Genomic DNA, 17,542 nt, shown 5'->3' on the forward strand with positions numbered 1-17,542 from the left:
CCTTGCCTGTCTGAATGACCGGATTATTCCAGACTTTCGCCGCGCTCGCGGGCAATGGCGCGATAGCCAATGTCCTTACGGTAGAAACAGCCTTCCCAATCGAGCTCAGTGGCAAGCTTGTAGGCCTGCTGCTGGGCGGCGTCCACACTGGTACCCATGGCGGTGGCGCACAGCACGCGACCACCAGCGGTGACCACTTGGCCGTCCTTCAATGCAGTTCCTGCGTGGAACACCTTGCCTTCGAGCTGGGCCGCTGCGTCCAGACCCCGGATCACGCTACCCTTGGCGTAGTCGCCCGGATAACCGCCAGCCGCCAATACCACACCGACGCTTGGACGCGGATCCCACTGGGCTTCGACCTTGTCCAGCGCCTGGGCCAGGGCGGCTTCGACAAGCAACACCAGGCTCGATTGCAGGCGCAGCATTACCGGCTGGGTCTCAGGATCGCCGAAACGGCAGTTGAATTCGATGACTTTTGGGTTACCAGCCTTGTCGATCATCAGCCCTGCGTACAGGAAACCAGTGTAGACGTTGCCTTCTTCGGCCATGCCGCGCACGGTCGGCCAGATCACCTGGTCCATGACCCGTTGGTGCACTTGGGCAGTGACCACCGGGGCCGGGGAGTAGGCGCCCATGCCGCCGGTGTTCGGGCCGCTGTCGCCGTCGCCGACACGTTTGTGGTCCTGGCTGGTGGCCATTGGCAAGACGTTCTTGCCATCGACCATGACGATGAAGCTGGCCTCCTCGCCGTCGAGGAATTCCTCGATCACCACCCGGGAACCGGCGTCACCGAAGGCATTGCCGGCCAGCATGTCGCGCACGGCGTCTTCGGCTTCGGCCAGGGTCATGGCAACGATCACGCCTTTACCGGCGGCCAGGCCGTCGGCCTTGATCACGATCGGTGCGCCTTTCTCGCGCAGGTAGGCCAGGGCCGGTTCGATTTCGGTGAAGTTCTGGTAATCGGCGGTCGGGATCTTGTGGCGCGCCAGGAAGTCCTTGGTGAAGGCTTTCGAGCCTTCCAGTTGCGCGGCACCTGCGGTCGGACCAAAGCAATCCAGGCCACGGGAGCGGAACAGGTCGACCACACCGGCAACCAGCGGCACTTCCGGACCGACGATGGTCAGCGAGACGTTCTTCTCGGCGAAGTCGGCCAGTTGTTCCAGGGCCAGCACGTCTATGGCGATGTTTTCGCACTTGGCTTCGATGGCGGTGCCGGCATTGCCCGGTGCCACGAAGACTTTCTGTACACGCGGATCCTGAGCCACTTTCCAGGCCAGGGCGTGTTCGCGGCCACCGCTGCCAATGATCAAAACATTCATTTCAAAAACCTCGGATGACGCTGATTCTGTTTGGAGCCTAGGGCATTTTGTGCCGTAGGAGGTCGCAATGAAGTCGGTAGATGCAAGGCGGAGTCGACCTCGATGAGCGGAGTTGCCTTTTGGCAATGAGCATCATCGAGGTCGGCTCCAACGCAGCAGATACCGGCTTCAGTGCGGCCGTCGTCTTGTTAGTGACGGAAGTGGCGCATGCCGGTGAATACCATGGCGATGCCAGCCTCGTCGGCCGCAGCAATCACTTCTGCGTCACGCATCGAGCCACCCGGCTGGATCACCGCGGTGATGCCGACCTTGGCCGCGTTGTCGATACCGTCGCGGAACGGGAAGAACGCATCGGAGGCCATGACCGCGCCCTGTACTTGCAAACCGGCGTGTTCGGCCTTGATTGCGGCGATGCGGGCCGAGTTCACGCGGCTCATCTGGCCAGCGCCGACGCCGATGGTCTGACGGTTCTTGGCGTAGACGATAGCGTTGGACTTGACGTACTTGGCGACTTTCCAGGCGAAGATCAGGTCGTTGATTTCCTGCTCGCTCGGGGCGCGCTTGGTCACCACTTTGAGGTCTTCGCTGCCGATCATGCCGATGTCACGGCTCTGTACCAGCAGGCCACCGTTGACCCGCTTGTAGTCCCAGGCCGGCGCACGGTCGGCCGACCATTGGCCGCAAGCCAGCAAGCGTACGTTGGCTTTGGCGGCGACGATGGCGCGGGCTTCTTCGCTGACCGAAGGCGCGATGATCACTTCGACGAACTGACGCTCGACGATGGCCTTGGCGGTCTCGGCGTCCAATTCACGGTTGAAGGCGATGATGCCGCCAAATGCCGATTCGGTGTCGGTGGCATAGGCCAGTTCGTAGGCCTGGCGGATGCCGCCCTCGGCGTCCGGGCTGACGGCCACGCCGCATGGGTTGGCGTGCTTGACGATCACGCAGGCGGGCTTGACGAAACTTTTCACGCACTCCAGCGCGGCGTCGGTATCGGCCACGTTGTTGAACGACAGTTCCTTGCCTTGCAGCTGGGTGGCGGTGGCGATGCCGACCTCGGCAGGCTTGGCCTCCACGTAGAACGCCGCGCTCTGGTGCGGGTTCTCGCCGTAGCGCATTTCCTGGGCCTTGATGAACTGGGTGTTGAAGGTGCGCGGGAATTCGCTGCGATCTTCTGTGCTCAGGGTTTGCGCGGCCTGGTTAACGGTGCCCATGTAGTTGGCGATCATGCCGTCGTAGGCGGCGGTGTGTTCGAAGGCCTTGAGCATCAGGTCGAAACGCTGGGCGTAGGTCAGGCCACCGGCCTTGAGGTTCTCCAGTACGTTGGCGTAGTCGCTGGCGTTGACGACGATGGCCACGTCTTTGTGGTTCTTGGCCGCCGAGCGGACCATGGTCGGGCCACCGATGTCGATATTTTCGATGGCGGTCGGCAGGTCGCAGCCTGGCTTGTTGATGGTGGCTTCGAACGGGTACAGGTTGACGGCCACCAGGTCGATCGGCTTGATGCCGTGTTCGTTCATGATGGCGTCGTCGATGCCGCGACGGCCGAGGATCCCGCCGTGGATTTTCGGGTGCAGGGTCTTGACCCGACCGTCCATCATTTCCGCAAAACCGGTGTAGTCCGCGACTTCCACTGCGGCGACGCCGTTATCCTGCAGCAGTTTGAAGGTCCCGCCGGTGGAGAGAATCTCGACGCCCAGCTGTTGCAGCTCGCGGGCGAATTCGAGGATCCCGGTCTTGTCAGAGACGCTGATCAAGGCGCGGCGGATCGGCAGGCGGGTGGTCTGGTCGGTCATTTCAATTTCCATCAAAAGCAAGGGAAGTCAGCAAAAAAGGCGACCGTTTTTTATGCGGGCGCCTTTCTGGTTTGATTGAATGCTTACAGCAGATCGTACTGCTTGAGTTTCTTGCGCAGGGTGCCGCGGTTCAGGCCCAGCAGCTCACTGGCCTTGGTCTGGTTACCCTTGACATAGTTCATCACGCTTTCGAGCAGAGGCGCCTCGACTTCGGAAAGCACCAGGTTGTACACATCCGTGACGGCAGCGCCCTCAAGGTGGGCGAAATAATTGTGCAGCGCCTTCTCGACACTTCCGCGAAGGGTCTGACCTTCTTCGCTGGGCGTGTTGAGGTGCTGTTTCAAATTCACGTTGTCGCTCACGGGTGTTATTCCACTCACTAAAGTCTCGGTCATCATCGTCATGCGGCCACCCCTTCGTCCCCTGTCAGGCTCTTGTAACGCTCAGCGAAGAACGCCTGAACGTCGGCGCATTGTGCTTGCGTACCATCCAAACGATTGAAACGGGCGCGAAACTCCCTGGCGCCCGGCAGGGTTGCGAGATACCAGCCCACATGCTTGCGTGCGATGCGTACACCCATGACTTCTCCATAGAAGGCATGCAGCGCGGCCAGATGCTCTAGCAGAATACGTTCCACCTCGGACAACTGCGGCGCAGCGAGCTTTTCGCCGGTGCGCAGGAAGTGTTCGATCTCACGAAAAATCCATGGCCGCCCTTGGGCGGCCCGGCCGATCAACAGGCCGTCGGCACCGGTCGCATCCAACACGTACCGGGCCTTCTCGGGCGAATCGACGTCGCCGTTGGCAAAGACCGGAATCGACACCGCCTGCTTGATCGCGGCGATGGTGTCGTACTCGGCTTCACCGGTGTACAGGTCGGCACGGGTGCGGCCGTGGACCGCCAGCGCCGTGATACCTGCCTGTTCGGCGATCTTCGCCACCGTCAGGCCGTTCTTGTTCTCCCGGTCCCACCCGGTGCGGATCTTCAGGGTCACCGGCACATCGACTGCGGCGACGACGGCCTGCAGGATCTCGGTGACCAGGGCTTCATCTTTCAACAGTGCCGAGCCGGCGGCCTTGTTGCAGACCTTCTTCGCCGGGCAACCCATGTTGATGTCGATGATCTGCGCACCCAGCGCCACATTGGCCCGGGCCGCCTCCGCCAGCATCTGTGCGTCGCCACCGGCGATCTGTACCGAGCGGGGCTCGGGATCGCCTTCGTGGATCATGCGCAGACGCGATTTGCGGGTGTTCCACAAACTCATGTCGCTGGTGACCATTTCCGAAACCACCAGACCTGCGCCCAGTCGCTTGCACAGCTGACGAAAGGGCTGGTCGGTGACGCCCGCCATAGGGGCGAGAACCAGGCCGTTCTGCAATGTATATGGGCCGATGCGTACCGCCGACATAGGACTTCCCTGAAGTGGGGCCGGATCATGAGACTTCGAAAAAGGGTTGGCATGATACCCGCTCTCGATGACTGGATAAAGGTCGGATTGGATAAAATCTGAACAGCTATTTTGTTATCGCCAGCGGTTTGGTCTGGGTAGGCCAAGTCAGAAAGCTGTCGTCAATCGGCCGACCCTGGCCGGTTTCACTCGGGCGAATGGAAGCTCAGGCTGTAGTTCACCGCTTTAGGTCCTGGGTCGAGGATGTCCAGTGCGATGTGGATGGGTGTCTGCGGCGGCATTTCGCCGCGGCCTTCCAGATCGCCTCCCAGGTATTCCCCGGGCTTGAAGCGGCGGCTGGCGATCAGGTGCCCGTTCAGATCGGCGAAACGCAGCTCCAGCAACGGAAAAGGCTGGGAGAAGGGCGCACGGTTGTAGATGATCGCGTCCACCACCAGGGCGCCGCTGAATTCCGGATGGCTGCGTACCACCAGGTTGCTGCTCTTGATCTTGGCGATGTCGACCTTGGATGGAACGTCGCAGCCAATACTCGGGCAGATTTGCAGGAACCACGGGCGATACTGGTCCTGGCGGGCCAACTCGTCAAAATGGTAGGCAATGTACTGGCCGGCCAGGCCTGCGCTGGCGAGCAGTATCAACAGGCCCCACAACAAGCGTCGGCCCCAGGGCGAGCGGCGCTTGCGCCAGTCCAGTTGCAGCGGGTCGTCGTCCAGGTCGTGGAGGGCTTCGGCGCGTATCCCGGGCTCGTGGCGTTCGCGTGTCTTGCGCGGCGATACCGGTTGGATCGGCTCTTCGTCGTGATCGTCGTGATCATCCGTGGCGGACAGGCGTTCGAGATGTTCGAGGGGCTCGTCGTCTGGTTCCAGGCGCAGGGTGACAGGTTCTTCGTCCGGCTCCAGCGGTTCCAGCGCCAGGGACAAGGATGGCTCGGTGCGAGGTGGTCGGGCCGGCTCATGGGGCGCGAACGACTCGACGGTGGGCTGGATGACGGCTTCGGCGCGCTCGGCAGGGGATTCGCTGTACAGGCTGTCGGACCAGGGCTCCTGCTCGTCGGGGAGAGGGTCGCGTTGCGCGCTCAGGTTGTCTTCACGGCGGCGGCCGAAGGTGTCCGGTGCCCGCTTGTCGCGCCGTTCCAGGCGAGCCAGTTCCTTGTCCAGGTCATCGAGGTCCAGCTCGGCGGCGGTCCACTGCTTCTGGCTGATCGCTCGGGGTGGTGCTTCTGCGGTGGGACTCTTGATCGGCGGCGCCAGGGGCGTGACGGTTTCCTTGCTGGCATGTTGCTCCAGCAATTGCCGCGCGGCATTGAATACTTGCAGGCATGAGCCGCAACGAACCACTCCGCGAGCCACGCTCAATTGGCCATGGCTGACGCGAAAACTGGTGTGGCAATGCGGACACTGGGTGACGAAACTGTCAGTCATGCGGCAATCCGGTCGATACAGGCGGCCATTCTAGCGCCGACGTCCGGTGATGCGCACCCAGCCATCGCGATTGGCAATCGGATCCAGGTCAAAGTCCGCGGCATAAGCGGCGGCGACTTCTTCGCCCTGTTCGGCGAGGATGCCCGACAATGCCAGGCGCCCGCCCGGCTTGACCAGGCTCGACAGCTGTGGCGCCAGGGACACCAGCGGCCCGGCCAGGATATTGGCCACCAATACGTCGGCCTGGACCTGTGGCAAGTCCTGCGGCAGGTACAGCGGGAACAGTGCTTCGGCAATGTTGTTGCGCCCGGCGTTGTCGCGGGATGCTTCCAGGGCCTGGACGTCGATGTCGGTGCCAACGGCTTCCCTGGCGCCCAACAGGAGTGCGGCAATTGCCAGGATCCCCGAGCCGCAGCCGAAATCGAGGACGTTGCAGCCCGCCAGGTCCTGGCCGTCGAGCCATTCCAGGCACAGCGCGGTGGTCGGATGCGTGCCGGTGCCGAACGCCAGGCCCGGGTCCAGCAGCAGGTTCACCGCATCCGGTTCCGGCGCGGCGTGCCAGCTGGGGACGATCCACAGGCGTCGGCCGAAGCGCATTGGCTGGAAGTTGTCCATCCAGCTGCGCTCCCAGTCCTGGTCTTCGATCACTTCGCTGTGATGCTCGGGCAGCGGGCTGCCGGTCAGCAGCTCAAGATGGGCCAGCACGCTGGCGGCCTCGGTGCCGCCTTCGAACAGGGCCAGCAGGTGGGTGTGGGACCACAGCGGCGTGGTATTGAGTTCCGGCTCGAAGATCGGCTGGTCTTCGGCGTCCATGAAGGTCACCGATACCGCGCCTACTTCAAGAAACGCGTCTTCGTAGGTTTCGGCTTGTTCCGGGCTGATGGCCAGACGTACTTGCAGCCAAGGCATGGCGGGCACCTTTGGAAAAAATCTACAGGGGGCAGCGCTGGGCTGCAAAGGCGCGCAGTGTACGCCAGGTCGCGGTCAAAGTGGATAAGTGAGTCTGTGCCGGCGGGGTTGGTGTTTCGATATATATATGTATGACATGGGCGTGTTGAACGGCGGATAAGGTGCGGGTCCACACAACAGGGAGCAATGTGATGGACAACACGGCCGAGCGGCAAACAAATGTGAACGGCGCGGGGCCGGTAGCTTCCCCGCAGGTGGCAACGGCACAGGCAACTTTGGAGAAATTGTCCCGGTGGCAGGCGGCTATCGACGCGCGACTGCAAAGCCAGATGACCTTGCTGGAGGTGCTAGAAGAGTATTTGTTGGTCGAGCTGCGCACTCACTACTACCAGGGCAACATTGACCCACACTTCATCGGCACCCTGCTCGACACGGTGTTGCAATGCATGATCGACCACAAGCCTGTGGTCGCTGACGACGAGCGGGATGCGCCCTACCGCTGGCCGGACGGGGCTGACCTGGGTTTTCCGGTAGAGCGCCGGGAGGTCATCGCCCAGGCGGTGGAGGGAACTGCCGCAGGTGTTACCCAGCACTATAAGGACTATCTACGCCGCCATTGGCGAATGGCCGAGGGCGACGCTGCGCTTGAGGGGCTGATCAGGCAAAAGCTCGGCGAGCATAGCGTCGCGATCGACACGCTGTTCCAGCCTGACCAGTTGGTCGGCATGGATGTCGAGGGGCTACGGGAAAACATTGAAAAACTCCAGGACTCCTGGCGTCGGACGAATCGGTTGACCGCCTTGGCAACCGCTCGGGAGCGCCAGAGTCTCAAGGCGCTAACCCGGTTGCAATTGCCGGATTGGCTGCGGAGCCTGAGCAAAGCCGAGCGTAAACAGTTGAGGGCTTTTCAGGACCAGACCTCGCAAGCGCAGGCGCTGGTGGATGAATTGCTCGATGGCCTGGGTTCGCTGCACGCGTTCGCCCGGCATCTGGCCAAGGACTATGTCAGGCGCGAACTGGACATGGAGGTCGAGCCCGACAGCATTCGCGTGCAGTTGCAGTGGCGCTCCATCATTGACCAGCCGGTGCAAACCCACAGCCTGAGCGAGTTGCTGGCAGCAGGGCCGATAAGGCCGGACAGCGTGTCGGTATTCCTGGTGGAAAACGGCAGCATGTTGCGTAACCAGCCACTTTCGCCAGCCTTCATTACCCAACTGTTGGCGGATGTGGATGCCCCTGCCGGGTACTTGTCAGCATTGCGCAGCCAATATGACCGCGCGGATCTGAAAGACGCCATGCTCGATTGGCTCGTTGCGCGACTGGAGCAAAGCGCGTTTATCGCACGTTGTGCCGGTCATTTGCAGGCAGCCCACAACGATGCTCTCAAAACCCTGTGGGAAGACGACGCTTCGGCGCAATCGGCCAACGATTGGCGGGTGACCTGCCTTGCCCTCCCAAACGCACTGAGGTGTTCCGATCTGCTGTTGTTTTACCGCGAAGACGGGCAGGGGGAGGTCAGTGACCTGTTGTTGCACGCCCCCGGCAAGCCTGATGGCCAGGAGTGGATCGAGTTGCCCTCGCTTCGGGCCGTGAGTGCGCAAATAGGTGCATGGATTGAAAGCGAAGCGGGTCGCCAATACCTGCTGCAGCAACTCTCTGTGGCCGAGCGTGATGTGGCCCGGGAGTACTTTGCCGTCGTGACGGACAAGCCGACGACATGGGATTTGAACAAAGACCTCAGGGGCGCGACGACTGCCTTCAAGGCCTGCCTCCAAGCGTCTGTTGCAATGGGCTTGGCCAATAACCTGGCGCAGGTGGAGCAGGACGAATCGCCTCGGTGGTACGCCTCCCTGCCGCTTGAATCCCGGCGAATCATCAGCAGTTTGAGCCAGGAGTTTCGGATTCATCAGCAGGTCTTCAACGCACAGCTTGCGGGCTATGAAGTCTTTGTGGACTTCGCCAAGCGTACTGTCAGCCAAGCCATCGCGCCGTACATGCGCAGCAAGGGTGTGCTAGAAGCGGTCGACCCGGCAACGGTGCTCATCGACTACCGTCCGGGGTTGGCGGATGGCAACGCGAAGGTTGCTAGCCTGTTGGACCTTGCCGTCCATGGCTATGACGACAATTGGGGCATCGACAACCCCGGCAAAGGCGTGCGTTCATCGGTTGGGCAGGACCTTGGGCAGGTCCGCAGTGCAGATCTGGCGACCTACATTCGACGGGCTTACGTGGGCGAGCAGTATGCGCGCCAGATTCGCGCCCGGTTCCTCGATGCCGGTGCTCCCGAATACACCCAGCGGCGCAATGCTTACCGTAACCTGTTGCTGACCAGGATGGACCGCGACCTGCGCGTCGCGACGGGCAAGTCCTTGGTGAACGCTCGTGAGTTCTGGTGGCTCACCCGGCAAATCACGCTGCTGAGTGAGTCGATGTCTGTGGACGGCTCAGTGAGTTCAGAGGCTGTCGCACAGCGCGAAGGGGTGTTCAGGTTTACCGTCGGCGGTCACGTCGTATTGGGCGTATATGTCTTCGCCTACTTTGATCCGAAGGGTGCCTACTGGCTGTACACCCCCGATGCTCCGGATGACGTCATGTTTCGCAAATACCAGGACTTCCCTGGGGCGGTCGCTGCACGCCTGCGTGATTACGTGCTGGAGCGCGTGGCAGTCGGCGCCCGTGCCGACGTCAGGCGCTCGCTGGTGGGTTTGGCGGTAACGAGCACCGGTGTCGATGCGGTGCGCGAGCTCAATCGAGTGATGGATATCTCGTCGCAGTTCGATGCCTACATCGAGCGCGCTGTCACTGACGTGGAAGACGTCACCAAAAGTCGCGGCGAGATGATCAGGCATCAGGTGTTCAAGGGGCTGCTTTTTGCCTCTGCTCCCGTGTGCATGGTTTATCCGCCCTTTGCCCTGTTGCTGGATGCCGGCCTCATTGCCCTCAGTTCCAGGCAGGCGGTCGAGGCGCATGTGCAGGGCGACACGGATCGGGCGCTCGGCCATTGGCTGCAAGCGACTTGGGGGGCACTGTTCGGCATGCTTGGGGTCATGAGCATGGCCACACTGCTGGGGCGGGCTGTCAGGAGCCTGAAGCTCGCCGTAAGGCCGATGTCACTGGCCGCCCAGCGCTTGAGGCATGTGCCATCGGTCGCCGCCAAGGAGATCGGGCCGCTGATCCAGCCTATTCGTTTCAATCCGAAACAGGCGGTCAGGAAACCGCCCAAGGATTTGCAGCGGGTGACCGAGGGGGCTTTCCAGGGCACCTATCTCAGCCCGTCCAGCGCAACACGGCCGCGAAATGCCTTCTACATACGGCATAAAGGCAGGTACTACCAGGTACAGGGAAGTATCTATTTCGATGGTTTGTGCCTGGTGGATGCCCGTCGTCCCGGCGCGTTCTACAAGCCGCCCGTATTCAGAATGGCGAATGGCAAGTGGGGGCGTAAAACCGTCGGCCTGAGTGGCGGCAATGATGACGTACGCAACCTTGGGCGAGTGAGCGATCTGCGGGAGGCGTTTCCCGGGCATGTTTTCCCGGATGTGGCGCGGGGCGCGTTGCAAGGTGAGGCCGTGGTGGCGAGATTCAGCGAAGCGGCGGCGGACAATTATCTGTTCTCGCTGAACGCGCAGACCTGCGTGATTGCTTCGTTGTACAACCCGACCACCAGGGTGGGGGCGGTCATTCATTTCGATCACAATATCCGCGCTCTGATCGAACGCAGTGTTCGTGATGTGATGCAGCGTCTGGGAGGGGCCGCCAAGGATATCCGCGCCACTTTGGTGGGTGGAGACTGGTTGACGGGGGCCGATATTGGCGGGCGGGTGAGGTCGGCGATGAGGCGCAAGGGGCTGCAGCCCATCTGGGATCATTGGTCGTATTCTTCCTGCTTCGGCAATACCTACGGCGTGTCACTGGATCTGCGCAGCGGGGTCACCTCGGTATTCAAGACCTCACAAAGCCAGGTCGAGCGCTACTACATCCCGGTGCTGGCGAGGGCGAAAAAGAGTTCCGATCCGGTGTCGGTGCGTGCTCATGAGTTCATGACACGCTTGCGTAGCGAACCGCTGGTGGCCGATGCCAATGGTGCGGTTCGCACCCTGCAGGGCAGGCCGGCGACGGCGGCGCAGATCGAAGCGCACGGGTTCTCTACCGTGGCGCTGAGTTGATCCATTCGCAGGGCTGAAAACCGGCAAAAAAAGACCCCGGCCAATGACCGGGGTCTTTTTACATCACTTGAAACATCAGTGCTGGTTGCCCAGCTTGTGTTCCAGGTAATGGATGTTGACGCCACCTTTGCAGAAGCCTTCGTCACGGACCAGGTCGCGGTGCAGCGGGATGTTGGTCTTGATCCCGTCCACCACGATTTCGTCCAGGGCATTGCGCATGCGCGCCATGGCCTCGTCACGGGTCGCCCCGTAGGTGATCAGCTTGCCGATCAACGAATCGTAGTTCGGTGGAACGGCATAACCGCTGTACAGGTGCGAGTCGACCCGTACGCCATTGCCGCCCGGGGCATGGAAATGCTTGACCGTGCCTGGGCTTGGCATGAAGGTTTTCGGGTCTTCGGCATTGATCCGGCATTCCAGCGCGTGACCGCGGATGACCACGTCATCCTGGGTGAACGACAGCTTGTTGCCGGCGGCGATGCTGAGCATCTCCTTGACGATGTCGATACCGGTGACCATTTCCGAAACCGGGTGCTCCACCTGAACACGGGTGTTCATTTCGATGAAGTAGAAACGACCGTTCTCGTACAGGAACTCGAACGTACCGGCACCGCGGTAGCCGATGTCGATGCAGGCCTTGACGCAGCGTGCCAGGACTTCCTCGCGAGCCTTCTCATCGATGCCCGGTGCCGGCGCTTCTTCGAGAACCTTCTGGTGACGGCGTTGCAGCGAGCAATCGCGGTCGCCCAGATGGATCGCATGGCCCTGGCCGTCGGACAGCACCTGGACTTCGACGTGGCGTGGGTTGGTCAGGAATTTTTCCAGGTAGACCATCGGGTTGCCGAACGCCGCGCCAGCTTCGGAGCGGGTCAGTTTCGCCGAGGAAATCAGGTCTTCCTCCTTGTGCACCACGCGCATGCCGCGACCACCGCCGCCGCCAGCGGCCTTGATGATCACCGGATAACCGACTTCGCGACCAATGCGCAAAGCGGTTTCTTCGTCTTCCGGCAGCGGGCCGTCGGAACCCGGAACGGTAGGCACACCGGCAGCGATCATGGCGTGCTTGGCCGAAACCTTGTCGCCCATCAGGCGAATGGTGTCGGCTTTCGGACCAATGAAGGCAAAACCGGAGTTTTCGACCTGTTCGGCGAAGTCGGCGTTTTCCGCCAGGAAACCGTAGCCTGGGTGAATGGCGGTGGCGCCGGTCACTTCGGCAGCGGCGATGATCGCCGGAATGTGCAGGTAGGAGTGCGCAGCCGACGCCGGACCGATGCAGACGGATTCGTCGGCCAGGCCCAGGTGCATCAGTTCCTTGTCAGCCTTGGAGTAAACGGCGACGGTCTTGATGCCCATCTCTTTGCAGGCACGCAGGATCCGCAGGGCAATTTCACCGCGGTTGGCGATCAGTACTTTTTCCAACTTCGCAGGTTTCAACATCGAAAGCTCTCCGCGGTTCAAACGATGGTGAACAGCGGTTGGTCGTACTCAACCGGCTGGCCGTCTTCAACGAGGATGGATTCGATCACACCGCTGGTTTCAGCTTCGATGTGGTTCATCATCTTCATGGCTTCGACGATGCACAGGGTGTCGCCTTTCTTCACGGTCTGGCCGACTTCAACGAAGGACGGCGAGGACGGCGAGGACTTGCGATAGAACGTACCCACCATTGGCGAGCGGGCAACAGTGCCGTTGAGCGTTGGCGCGGCAGGTGCTGCTGGAGCGGCGGCGGCAACGGGCGCTGCTGCCGGAGCAGGCGCGGCGGCCGGAGCATGCATCGGCGCCGGTGCGTAGAACTGCTGGGCCGGAGTCTTGCTGTGACGGCTGATACGTACGGACTCTTCGCCTTCCTTGATCTCGAGCTCGTCGATGCCGGACTCTTCCAGCAACTCGATCAGTTTCTTAACTTTACGGATATCCATGAATCATCAACTCCCAAGGGTCGGTCAGGGGCGTTTAACGCTTGTTGTTCAAGCTGTTGCCGGTCTTTCAAGCTGCTCTAGGGCGGCCTCCAGAGCCAGTCGGTAACCGCTGGCGCCAAGGCCGCAGATCACTCCCACCGCTACATCGGAGAAGTAAGAGTGATGGCGGAAAGGTTCGCGTTTGTGCACGTTAGACAAATGCACTTCGATGAATGGGATGCTCACCGCCAGCAGCGCGTCACGTAATGCGACACTTGTGTGCGTAAAAGCTGCGGGATTGATCAAAATGAAGTCCACGCCTTCGCCGCGCGCGGCATGGATGCGGTCGATCAATTCATATTCGGCGTTGCTTTGCAGGTAGAGCAAATGGTGGCCGGCGGTGCGGGCTCGCTGCTCCAGGTCCTGATTGATCTGGGCCAGTGTCACGGCCCCGTAGACGCCCGGTTCGCGGGTGCCCAGCAGGTTCAGGTTGGGTCCATGCAGGACCAATAGGGTCGCCATCTGCTGTTCCTTGTTGTCTGTGAGCAGGTGTCAGAACCCGGAGACTATGCCGCAAAGCCTTTGTGACTGTCCAGTTCTCTGCAATAGCCAGCACGATGACCGATGTTTGCGCGAAATTTGTGACCATGCTCCTGGATCCGGTCATCCACGGTTTCGCCAGCCTGTACTGAACCCTGTGGGAGCGAGCTCGCTCGCGAAGACGGCGGCACATTCGACATTGATGCAAGCAGCCCCATCGCTTTTCGCGAGCAAAATGGGCCGGTGGTGCTTAAACCCGAAACGCCTGCACCGCCGTGTGCAACCGTCCACCCAGTACCAGCAGATTGTCGCCCTGTTCCCGCCCCTGGCCGATACGCAGCAGGTTATCTCCACCCAACTGATGAATCCGCTCGCTGTGATCGCGGATTTCGCTGACGGCGCCGCTTTGTTGGGCGGTGACATCGGCGATGCGCACTGCGGTATCGGAAATGGTCTGGATGGCGCCGACGATTTCATCCAGCGCGCCGTCAGCCGCTTGTGCCTGGCTGGCGGTGGCTTCGGCGTGCTCGACCTGAGCGCGCATACCGTCCACCGACTGGCGCGCGGCCAGTTGCAGGCGGGCGATCAGTGTCTGGATCTCGGCCGTGGCCCCAGCAGTACGTTGGGCCAGGGAGCGGACTTCTTCGGCCACTACCGCAAAGCCGCGGCCCATTTCCCCCGCGCGTGCGGCTTCGATGGCGGCGTTCAGAGCCAGCAGGTTGGTCTGGTCGGCAATCGAGCGAATGACCGTCAAGACGCCGCCGATGGTGGCGGACTCCTCCGCCAGTTGTTCGATCATTTGCGCGTTGCCTTGCACTTCCCCCACCAACGCGTGCAGGCCGGTGAGGCTCAGGCCGATGACTTTCTGTCCTTGCTCCACGGCATGTCCGGCGCTGCGACTGGCGTCGGCGGCTTGGCTGGCATCGCCGGCTACCTGCTGGATCGTCGCTTCCAGTTCGCTGAGGGAATCACGGATCAGTGCCGTGTCATCGGCCTGATCCTCTGCGCCGCTGTGCAGTTCGCCGCTCAGTTCCGCCAGGGCCCGGCTGCTGCCAGCGACCTGTTCGGCATTGACGCGGATGGTGCCCACCAGGTCCACCAGGTAAGCGCGCAGGCGATTGAGCGACGCTTCGATGTCTTGCAGCTCGCGATTGCTGGCGCCTACATGGATGTCGTGGCTGAAATCCCCTTCGGCCCAGGTCGACAGGGCCGGTGCCAGGTGCGTCAAGGTCCGGGCCAGGCGCCGCTGCAAGGTGTCGATCAGCAGCGCGATCAACAGGATCAGGCCGATCATCAGCCCCTGGATCATCCGTACCTCGCCCTGGATCTGCCCGTGTTGGGCGCGAACCGCAGGCTCCATGGCATCGATCGCTCGTTGCACATCAGCGGTTTTCAGGTGGGTAGCGTTGCTCAGCTCGGTGCGTTTCTGGATCAGTTCGCGGGTGCGCTCCAGTTCTGCGGGGTAGCGGCCAAGCAGGCTATTGAGTTCGCGCTTGAGGGCGATGCCGGCATCTTCGGCGACGGCTTTTTCCTGGGTTTCCAAGCCCATCAATGCGGCGAAGTCATCACCACCGGATTCGTTGTTGGTTGTTACGCCAAGCAGCGGCAGGTTATCCAGGCGTTCGGCTTGGGTACGGATACTGGCCAACTCTCGCTCGACATCGGCGGCCAGTTCACTGCGACCGCTGCTGACCAGTTTGTCCCGAGTGAGGGACAACCGGCCCAGATGCTGCGACGCGGCGAACAGGGGTGGCAAGTAAGCTGGGGCGCCATTGGCATATTGGGCGAGTTGCTCCAGGCTGGCGCTCAGCTCACGTTCGGCTTGTAGCAGCAATGCCTGTGGGTCGCCCGCCAGTTTGCCGGCGGCCAGCAGATCGGTCTTGCTGAAGCCGTCGAGGTTCGACAGGCTCGGGCGCAGGGTCTTGGCCAATTCCGGGGGGAATTGATCCAGGCCTTTTTGCAGCGTTTCCAAGGCCTGGGTGGCAGCGCTCAGGCGCAAGGCATCGCCGCTGGCCAGGTATTCCTCGATGTTGCGCGCCACTTCGCCTTGGAACTGCCGCGACAGGCCCAGGTAGCGCTCCATCAGAAGATAGGGGCGCTCCAGGGCGATTTGCGACCACCACAGCGTGGCGCCCAGGCCAAGACACACAGCGACTAAAAGGAGGGTGTTGAGATTGGTCAGCAGCTTCAGGCGCATCAAAGGTCTACCAGGGGCAGAATCGTAAGTGCCTGAAGTTATTGCGTTTGCGTTACAGGTTTATGACCGAATCGGTCGATTCTGATGAAAAGGTGGCACTTTGCTTTGATTGCCGGGCGCTCTGCACCCGGTTGCGTCCGGCGTGCTTGGCACGGTACAGCGCTTCGTCTGCCTGGCTGGCCATCATCAGGCTGTCGGAGTCGTCGCTCATTTCCACCACACCGGCGCTGAAGGTGCACCACAAGTCCTGGGGCTGGGCCGGGTAATGGATTTCGGCAAAGCGCTGGCGGATTTCATCGAGCACCTTGCAGGCGGCATCGATGTCGGTGTCGGGCATGACGATGGCGAACTCTTCACCGCCATAGCGGCCAATGAAGTCGGTCTTGCGCAGACGCTGCTTGAGAAACAGCGCCAGGCTCTTGATCACCCTGTCACCCATGGGGTGGCCATGGCTGTCGTTGACCCGCTTGAAATGGTCGATGTCGAGCATGGCGAAGCTCAGGGGTTTGCCTTCGCGACGAGCGCGGAAGCTGCAATCTTCGAGCAATTGCAGGATGTGGGTGTGGTTATACAGCCCGGTAAGGCTGTCACGCACCATTCGCGCCTTGAGGTTGCGCGCCCGGGCCGCCCGGTTGCGCACTGTGGTGATCAGGTGTCGGGGCTTGATCGGTTTGGTCAGGAAGTCATCGCCGCCTTCACTCATGGCGTCGAGCTGCTTGTCCAGGTCGTCTTCGGCGGACAGGTAAATGATCGGCACACTGACGTAGCGGTCGTTGTGGCGGATGACCTTCGCCAGTTCCGTGCCTGTGCAGGCGGGCATGTACATGTCGAGGATGATCAGGTCGGGCTGGAAATCCGCCAGTTCGGCCATGGCCTGGATCGGCTCGATCAATGTGCGGGTGACGATGCCGGCGCTGTTGAGCAGGCGTTCGGTGTGCAGGGCCTGGGCGCGGGAGTCATCGATGATCAACACTTTGTAGGGTTCGTACTGGGCGACGCAGGTCAGCACTTCGATCTTTTCCAGCAGGCTCGAGGCTTCGAGGGTGCCCGTGAGAAATTCCTGGCCACCAGCGCGCACCGCCGCCAGGCGTGTCGGGGTGTCGGTCTCCAGCAGGCTGAAGAACAACAGCGGCAGTGGCTGTTCCAGGCCTTCCTGGGCTTCGGCCGCCAGTTTCAGGCCGATGCCGGGGCCGCTGAAGTCCACATCCATGACAATCGCTGCCGGCAGGCGCTCGACCATTGAGGCGCGGAACGCCGCGACACTGTCCAGGGCCTGGGCGCTGAGGCCGAAGAACTCCAACTGCTTGGCCAGCCGCTCGGCGCGGTCGTGGTCCTGCAGCAGCACGTAGATAGGTTTGCGCAGCGGCGGCAGGAAGGTTTGTTCGAGCTGGTCGCCATGACGCAGGCCGGTGCGGGACAGGCGCTGCATCAGGCGATTGATTTCGGTGATCAGCTGGCTGCTCAGGCGCCCGCGATTGGCGTCCACCGCTTGCAGTGATTGGTGGATGCCCTCGGCAAGCTGGGAATGCTCCGGCTGTTCGAAGCGCTCGGCAAAGCGCAGCAGGCGCAGATTGGCTTCGCTGAGTTCGGACAGATCGGTGCTTGACCATTCTGTGCGTTGCAGGCGCTGCCAAATTTCCAGGATCTGGCGAGCCTGATGAATTACCCGCTGGGCAAAGTGGTGCTTGAGGCGCTCACGGCTGGGGTCTTCTGGCTCGGTCATATCCTGACTACTAGTTAGGGTGCATGCTGAGATCGACTGGTGGCTCTATGCTAGCACCTCTTTCCCCAGTCATGAGTGTCATACGTCAATATTATGTCTGGGCGCGAAATTCAGTTTATGACCCGTCAGTCTCATAGGCCGATGACGACGCTTCCTTTATAGTGG

The 17,542-nt window shown here is 61.5% G+C and carries 12 protein-coding genes; 1 reads left to right on the plus strand and 11 read right to left on the minus strand.

The annotated features are described in order from the left end of the window. Window positions 1-23: 23 nt before the first annotated feature. From purD to prmA, 6 genes are all read right to left on the minus strand, one after another. Window positions 24-1,319 carry a phosphoribosylamine--glycine ligase gene (gene purD, locus SGN16_RS03175; RefSeq protein WP_335943868.1) on the minus strand — a complete coding sequence of 432 codons (1,296 nt, stop codon included), beginning with the start codon at window positions 1,317-1,319 and terminating at the stop codon, window positions 24-26. A 188-nt stretch (window positions 1,320-1,507) separates the two neighbouring features. After that, complete coding sequence (gene purH / locus SGN16_RS03180) at window positions 1,508-3,115, minus strand: bifunctional phosphoribosylaminoimidazolecarboxamide formyltransferase/IMP cyclohydrolase (protein WP_210642662.1); 1,608 nt, start codon at window positions 3,113-3,115, stop codon at window positions 1,508-1,510. Between the two features lie 83 nt (window positions 3,116-3,198). After that, window positions 3,199-3,519: a DNA-binding transcriptional regulator Fis gene (fis, locus tag SGN16_RS03185; protein WP_025211617.1), complete on the minus strand. Its 321-nt coding sequence runs from the start codon at window positions 3,517-3,519 to the stop codon at window positions 3,199-3,201. After that, entirely contained in the window at window positions 3,516-4,523 is a 1,008-nt protein-coding gene (gene dusB / locus SGN16_RS03190) for a tRNA dihydrouridine synthase DusB (protein ID WP_123345044.1), read from the minus strand. The genes fis and dusB overlap by 4 nt, the downstream gene beginning before the upstream one ends. A 185-nt stretch (window positions 4,524-4,708) precedes the next feature. Further along, window positions 4,709-5,944: a DUF3426 domain-containing protein gene (locus SGN16_RS03195; RefSeq protein ID WP_335943869.1), complete on the minus strand. Its 1,236-nt coding sequence runs from the start codon at window positions 5,942-5,944 to the stop codon at window positions 4,709-4,711. Window positions 5,945-5,974: 30 nt separating this feature from the next. Then, window positions 5,975-6,853, minus strand: a complete 879-nt coding sequence (gene prmA / locus SGN16_RS03200) for a 50S ribosomal protein L11 methyltransferase (protein ID WP_210642664.1) — start codon at window positions 6,851-6,853, stop codon at window positions 5,975-5,977. Between the two features lie 191 nt (window positions 6,854-7,044). On the opposite strand from prmA, the gene SGN16_RS03205 reads away from it, so the two are divergent. Beyond that, complete coding sequence (locus SGN16_RS03205; protein WP_335943870.1) at window positions 7,045-11,019, plus strand: DUF6543 domain-containing protein; 3,975 nt, start codon at window positions 7,045-7,047, stop codon at window positions 11,017-11,019. A gap of 75 nt (window positions 11,020-11,094) precedes the next feature. Here SGN16_RS03205 and accC read toward each other — a convergent pair whose 3' ends face one another. From accC to gcbA, 5 genes are all read right to left on the minus strand, one after another. Beyond that, window positions 11,095-12,456 (minus strand): acetyl-CoA carboxylase biotin carboxylase subunit, encoded by a 1,362-nt coding sequence (gene accC / locus SGN16_RS03210; RefSeq protein WP_210642666.1) that lies wholly within the window; start codon window positions 12,454-12,456, stop codon window positions 11,095-11,097. A gap of 17 nt (window positions 12,457-12,473) precedes the next feature. Next, window positions 12,474-12,938: an acetyl-CoA carboxylase biotin carboxyl carrier protein gene (gene accB / locus SGN16_RS03215; protein WP_025211623.1), complete on the minus strand. Its 465-nt coding sequence runs from the start codon at window positions 12,936-12,938 to the stop codon at window positions 12,474-12,476. A 48-nt stretch (window positions 12,939-12,986) separates the two neighbouring features. Beyond that, window positions 12,987-13,439, minus strand: coding sequence for a type II 3-dehydroquinate dehydratase (gene aroQ, locus SGN16_RS03220; RefSeq protein WP_210642667.1), 453 nt, complete (start codon window positions 13,437-13,439; stop codon window positions 12,987-12,989). Window positions 13,440-13,707: 268 nt separating this feature from the next. Then, a complete protein-coding gene (locus SGN16_RS03225; RefSeq protein WP_335943871.1) occupies window positions 13,708-15,654 on the minus strand; it encodes a methyl-accepting chemotaxis protein in 1,947 nt (648 codons plus the stop codon). 52 nt (window positions 15,655-15,706) lie between these two features. Next, window positions 15,707-17,377, minus strand: coding sequence for a diguanylate cyclase GcbA (gene gcbA, locus SGN16_RS03230; protein WP_335943872.1), 1,671 nt, complete (start codon window positions 17,375-17,377; stop codon window positions 15,707-15,709). Window positions 17,378-17,542: the final 165 nt, after the last annotated feature.

Source organism: Pseudomonas sp. G166 (genome assembly GCF_037027455.2).
Classification (GTDB): Bacteria; Pseudomonadota; Gammaproteobacteria; order Pseudomonadales; family Pseudomonadaceae; genus Aquipseudomonas.

Coding starts and splice junctions, on each gene's coding strand:
- purD (WP_335943868.1), bottom strand. CDS start 1,319: ATGAATGTTTTGATCATTGGCAGCGGTGGCCGCGAACACGCCCTGGCC.
- purH (WP_210642662.1), bottom strand. CDS start 3,115: ATGACCGACCAGACCACCCGCCTGCCGATCCGCCGCGCCTTGATCAGC.
- fis (WP_025211617.1), bottom strand. CDS start 3,519: ATGACGATGATGACCGAGACTTTAGTGAGTGGAATAACACCCGTGAGC.
- dusB (WP_123345044.1), bottom strand. CDS start 4,523: ATGTCGGCGGTACGCATCGGCCCATATACATTGCAGAACGGCCTGGTT.
- SGN16_RS03195 (WP_335943869.1), bottom strand. CDS start 5,944: ATGACTGACAGTTTCGTCACCCAGTGTCCGCATTGCCACACCAGTTTT.
- prmA (WP_210642664.1), bottom strand. CDS start 6,853: ATGCCTTGGCTGCAAGTACGTCTGGCCATCAGCCCGGAACAAGCCGAA.
- SGN16_RS03205 (WP_335943870.1), top strand. CDS start 7,045: ATGGACAACACGGCCGAGCGGCAAACAAATGTGAACGGCGCGGGGCCG.
- accC (WP_210642666.1), bottom strand. CDS start 12,456: ATGTTGAAACCTGCGAAGTTGGAAAAAGTACTGATCGCCAACCGCGGT.
- accB (WP_025211623.1), bottom strand. CDS start 12,938: ATGGATATCCGTAAAGTTAAGAAACTGATCGAGTTGCTGGAAGAGTCC.
- aroQ (WP_210642667.1), bottom strand. CDS start 13,439: ATGGCGACCCTATTGGTCCTGCATGGACCCAACCTGAACCTGCTGGGC.
- SGN16_RS03225 (WP_335943871.1), bottom strand. CDS start 15,654: ATGCGCCTGAAGCTGCTGACCAATCTCAACACCCTCCTTTTAGTCGCT.
- gcbA (WP_335943872.1), bottom strand. CDS start 17,377: ATGACCGAGCCAGAAGACCCCAGCCGTGAGCGCCTCAAGCACCACTTT.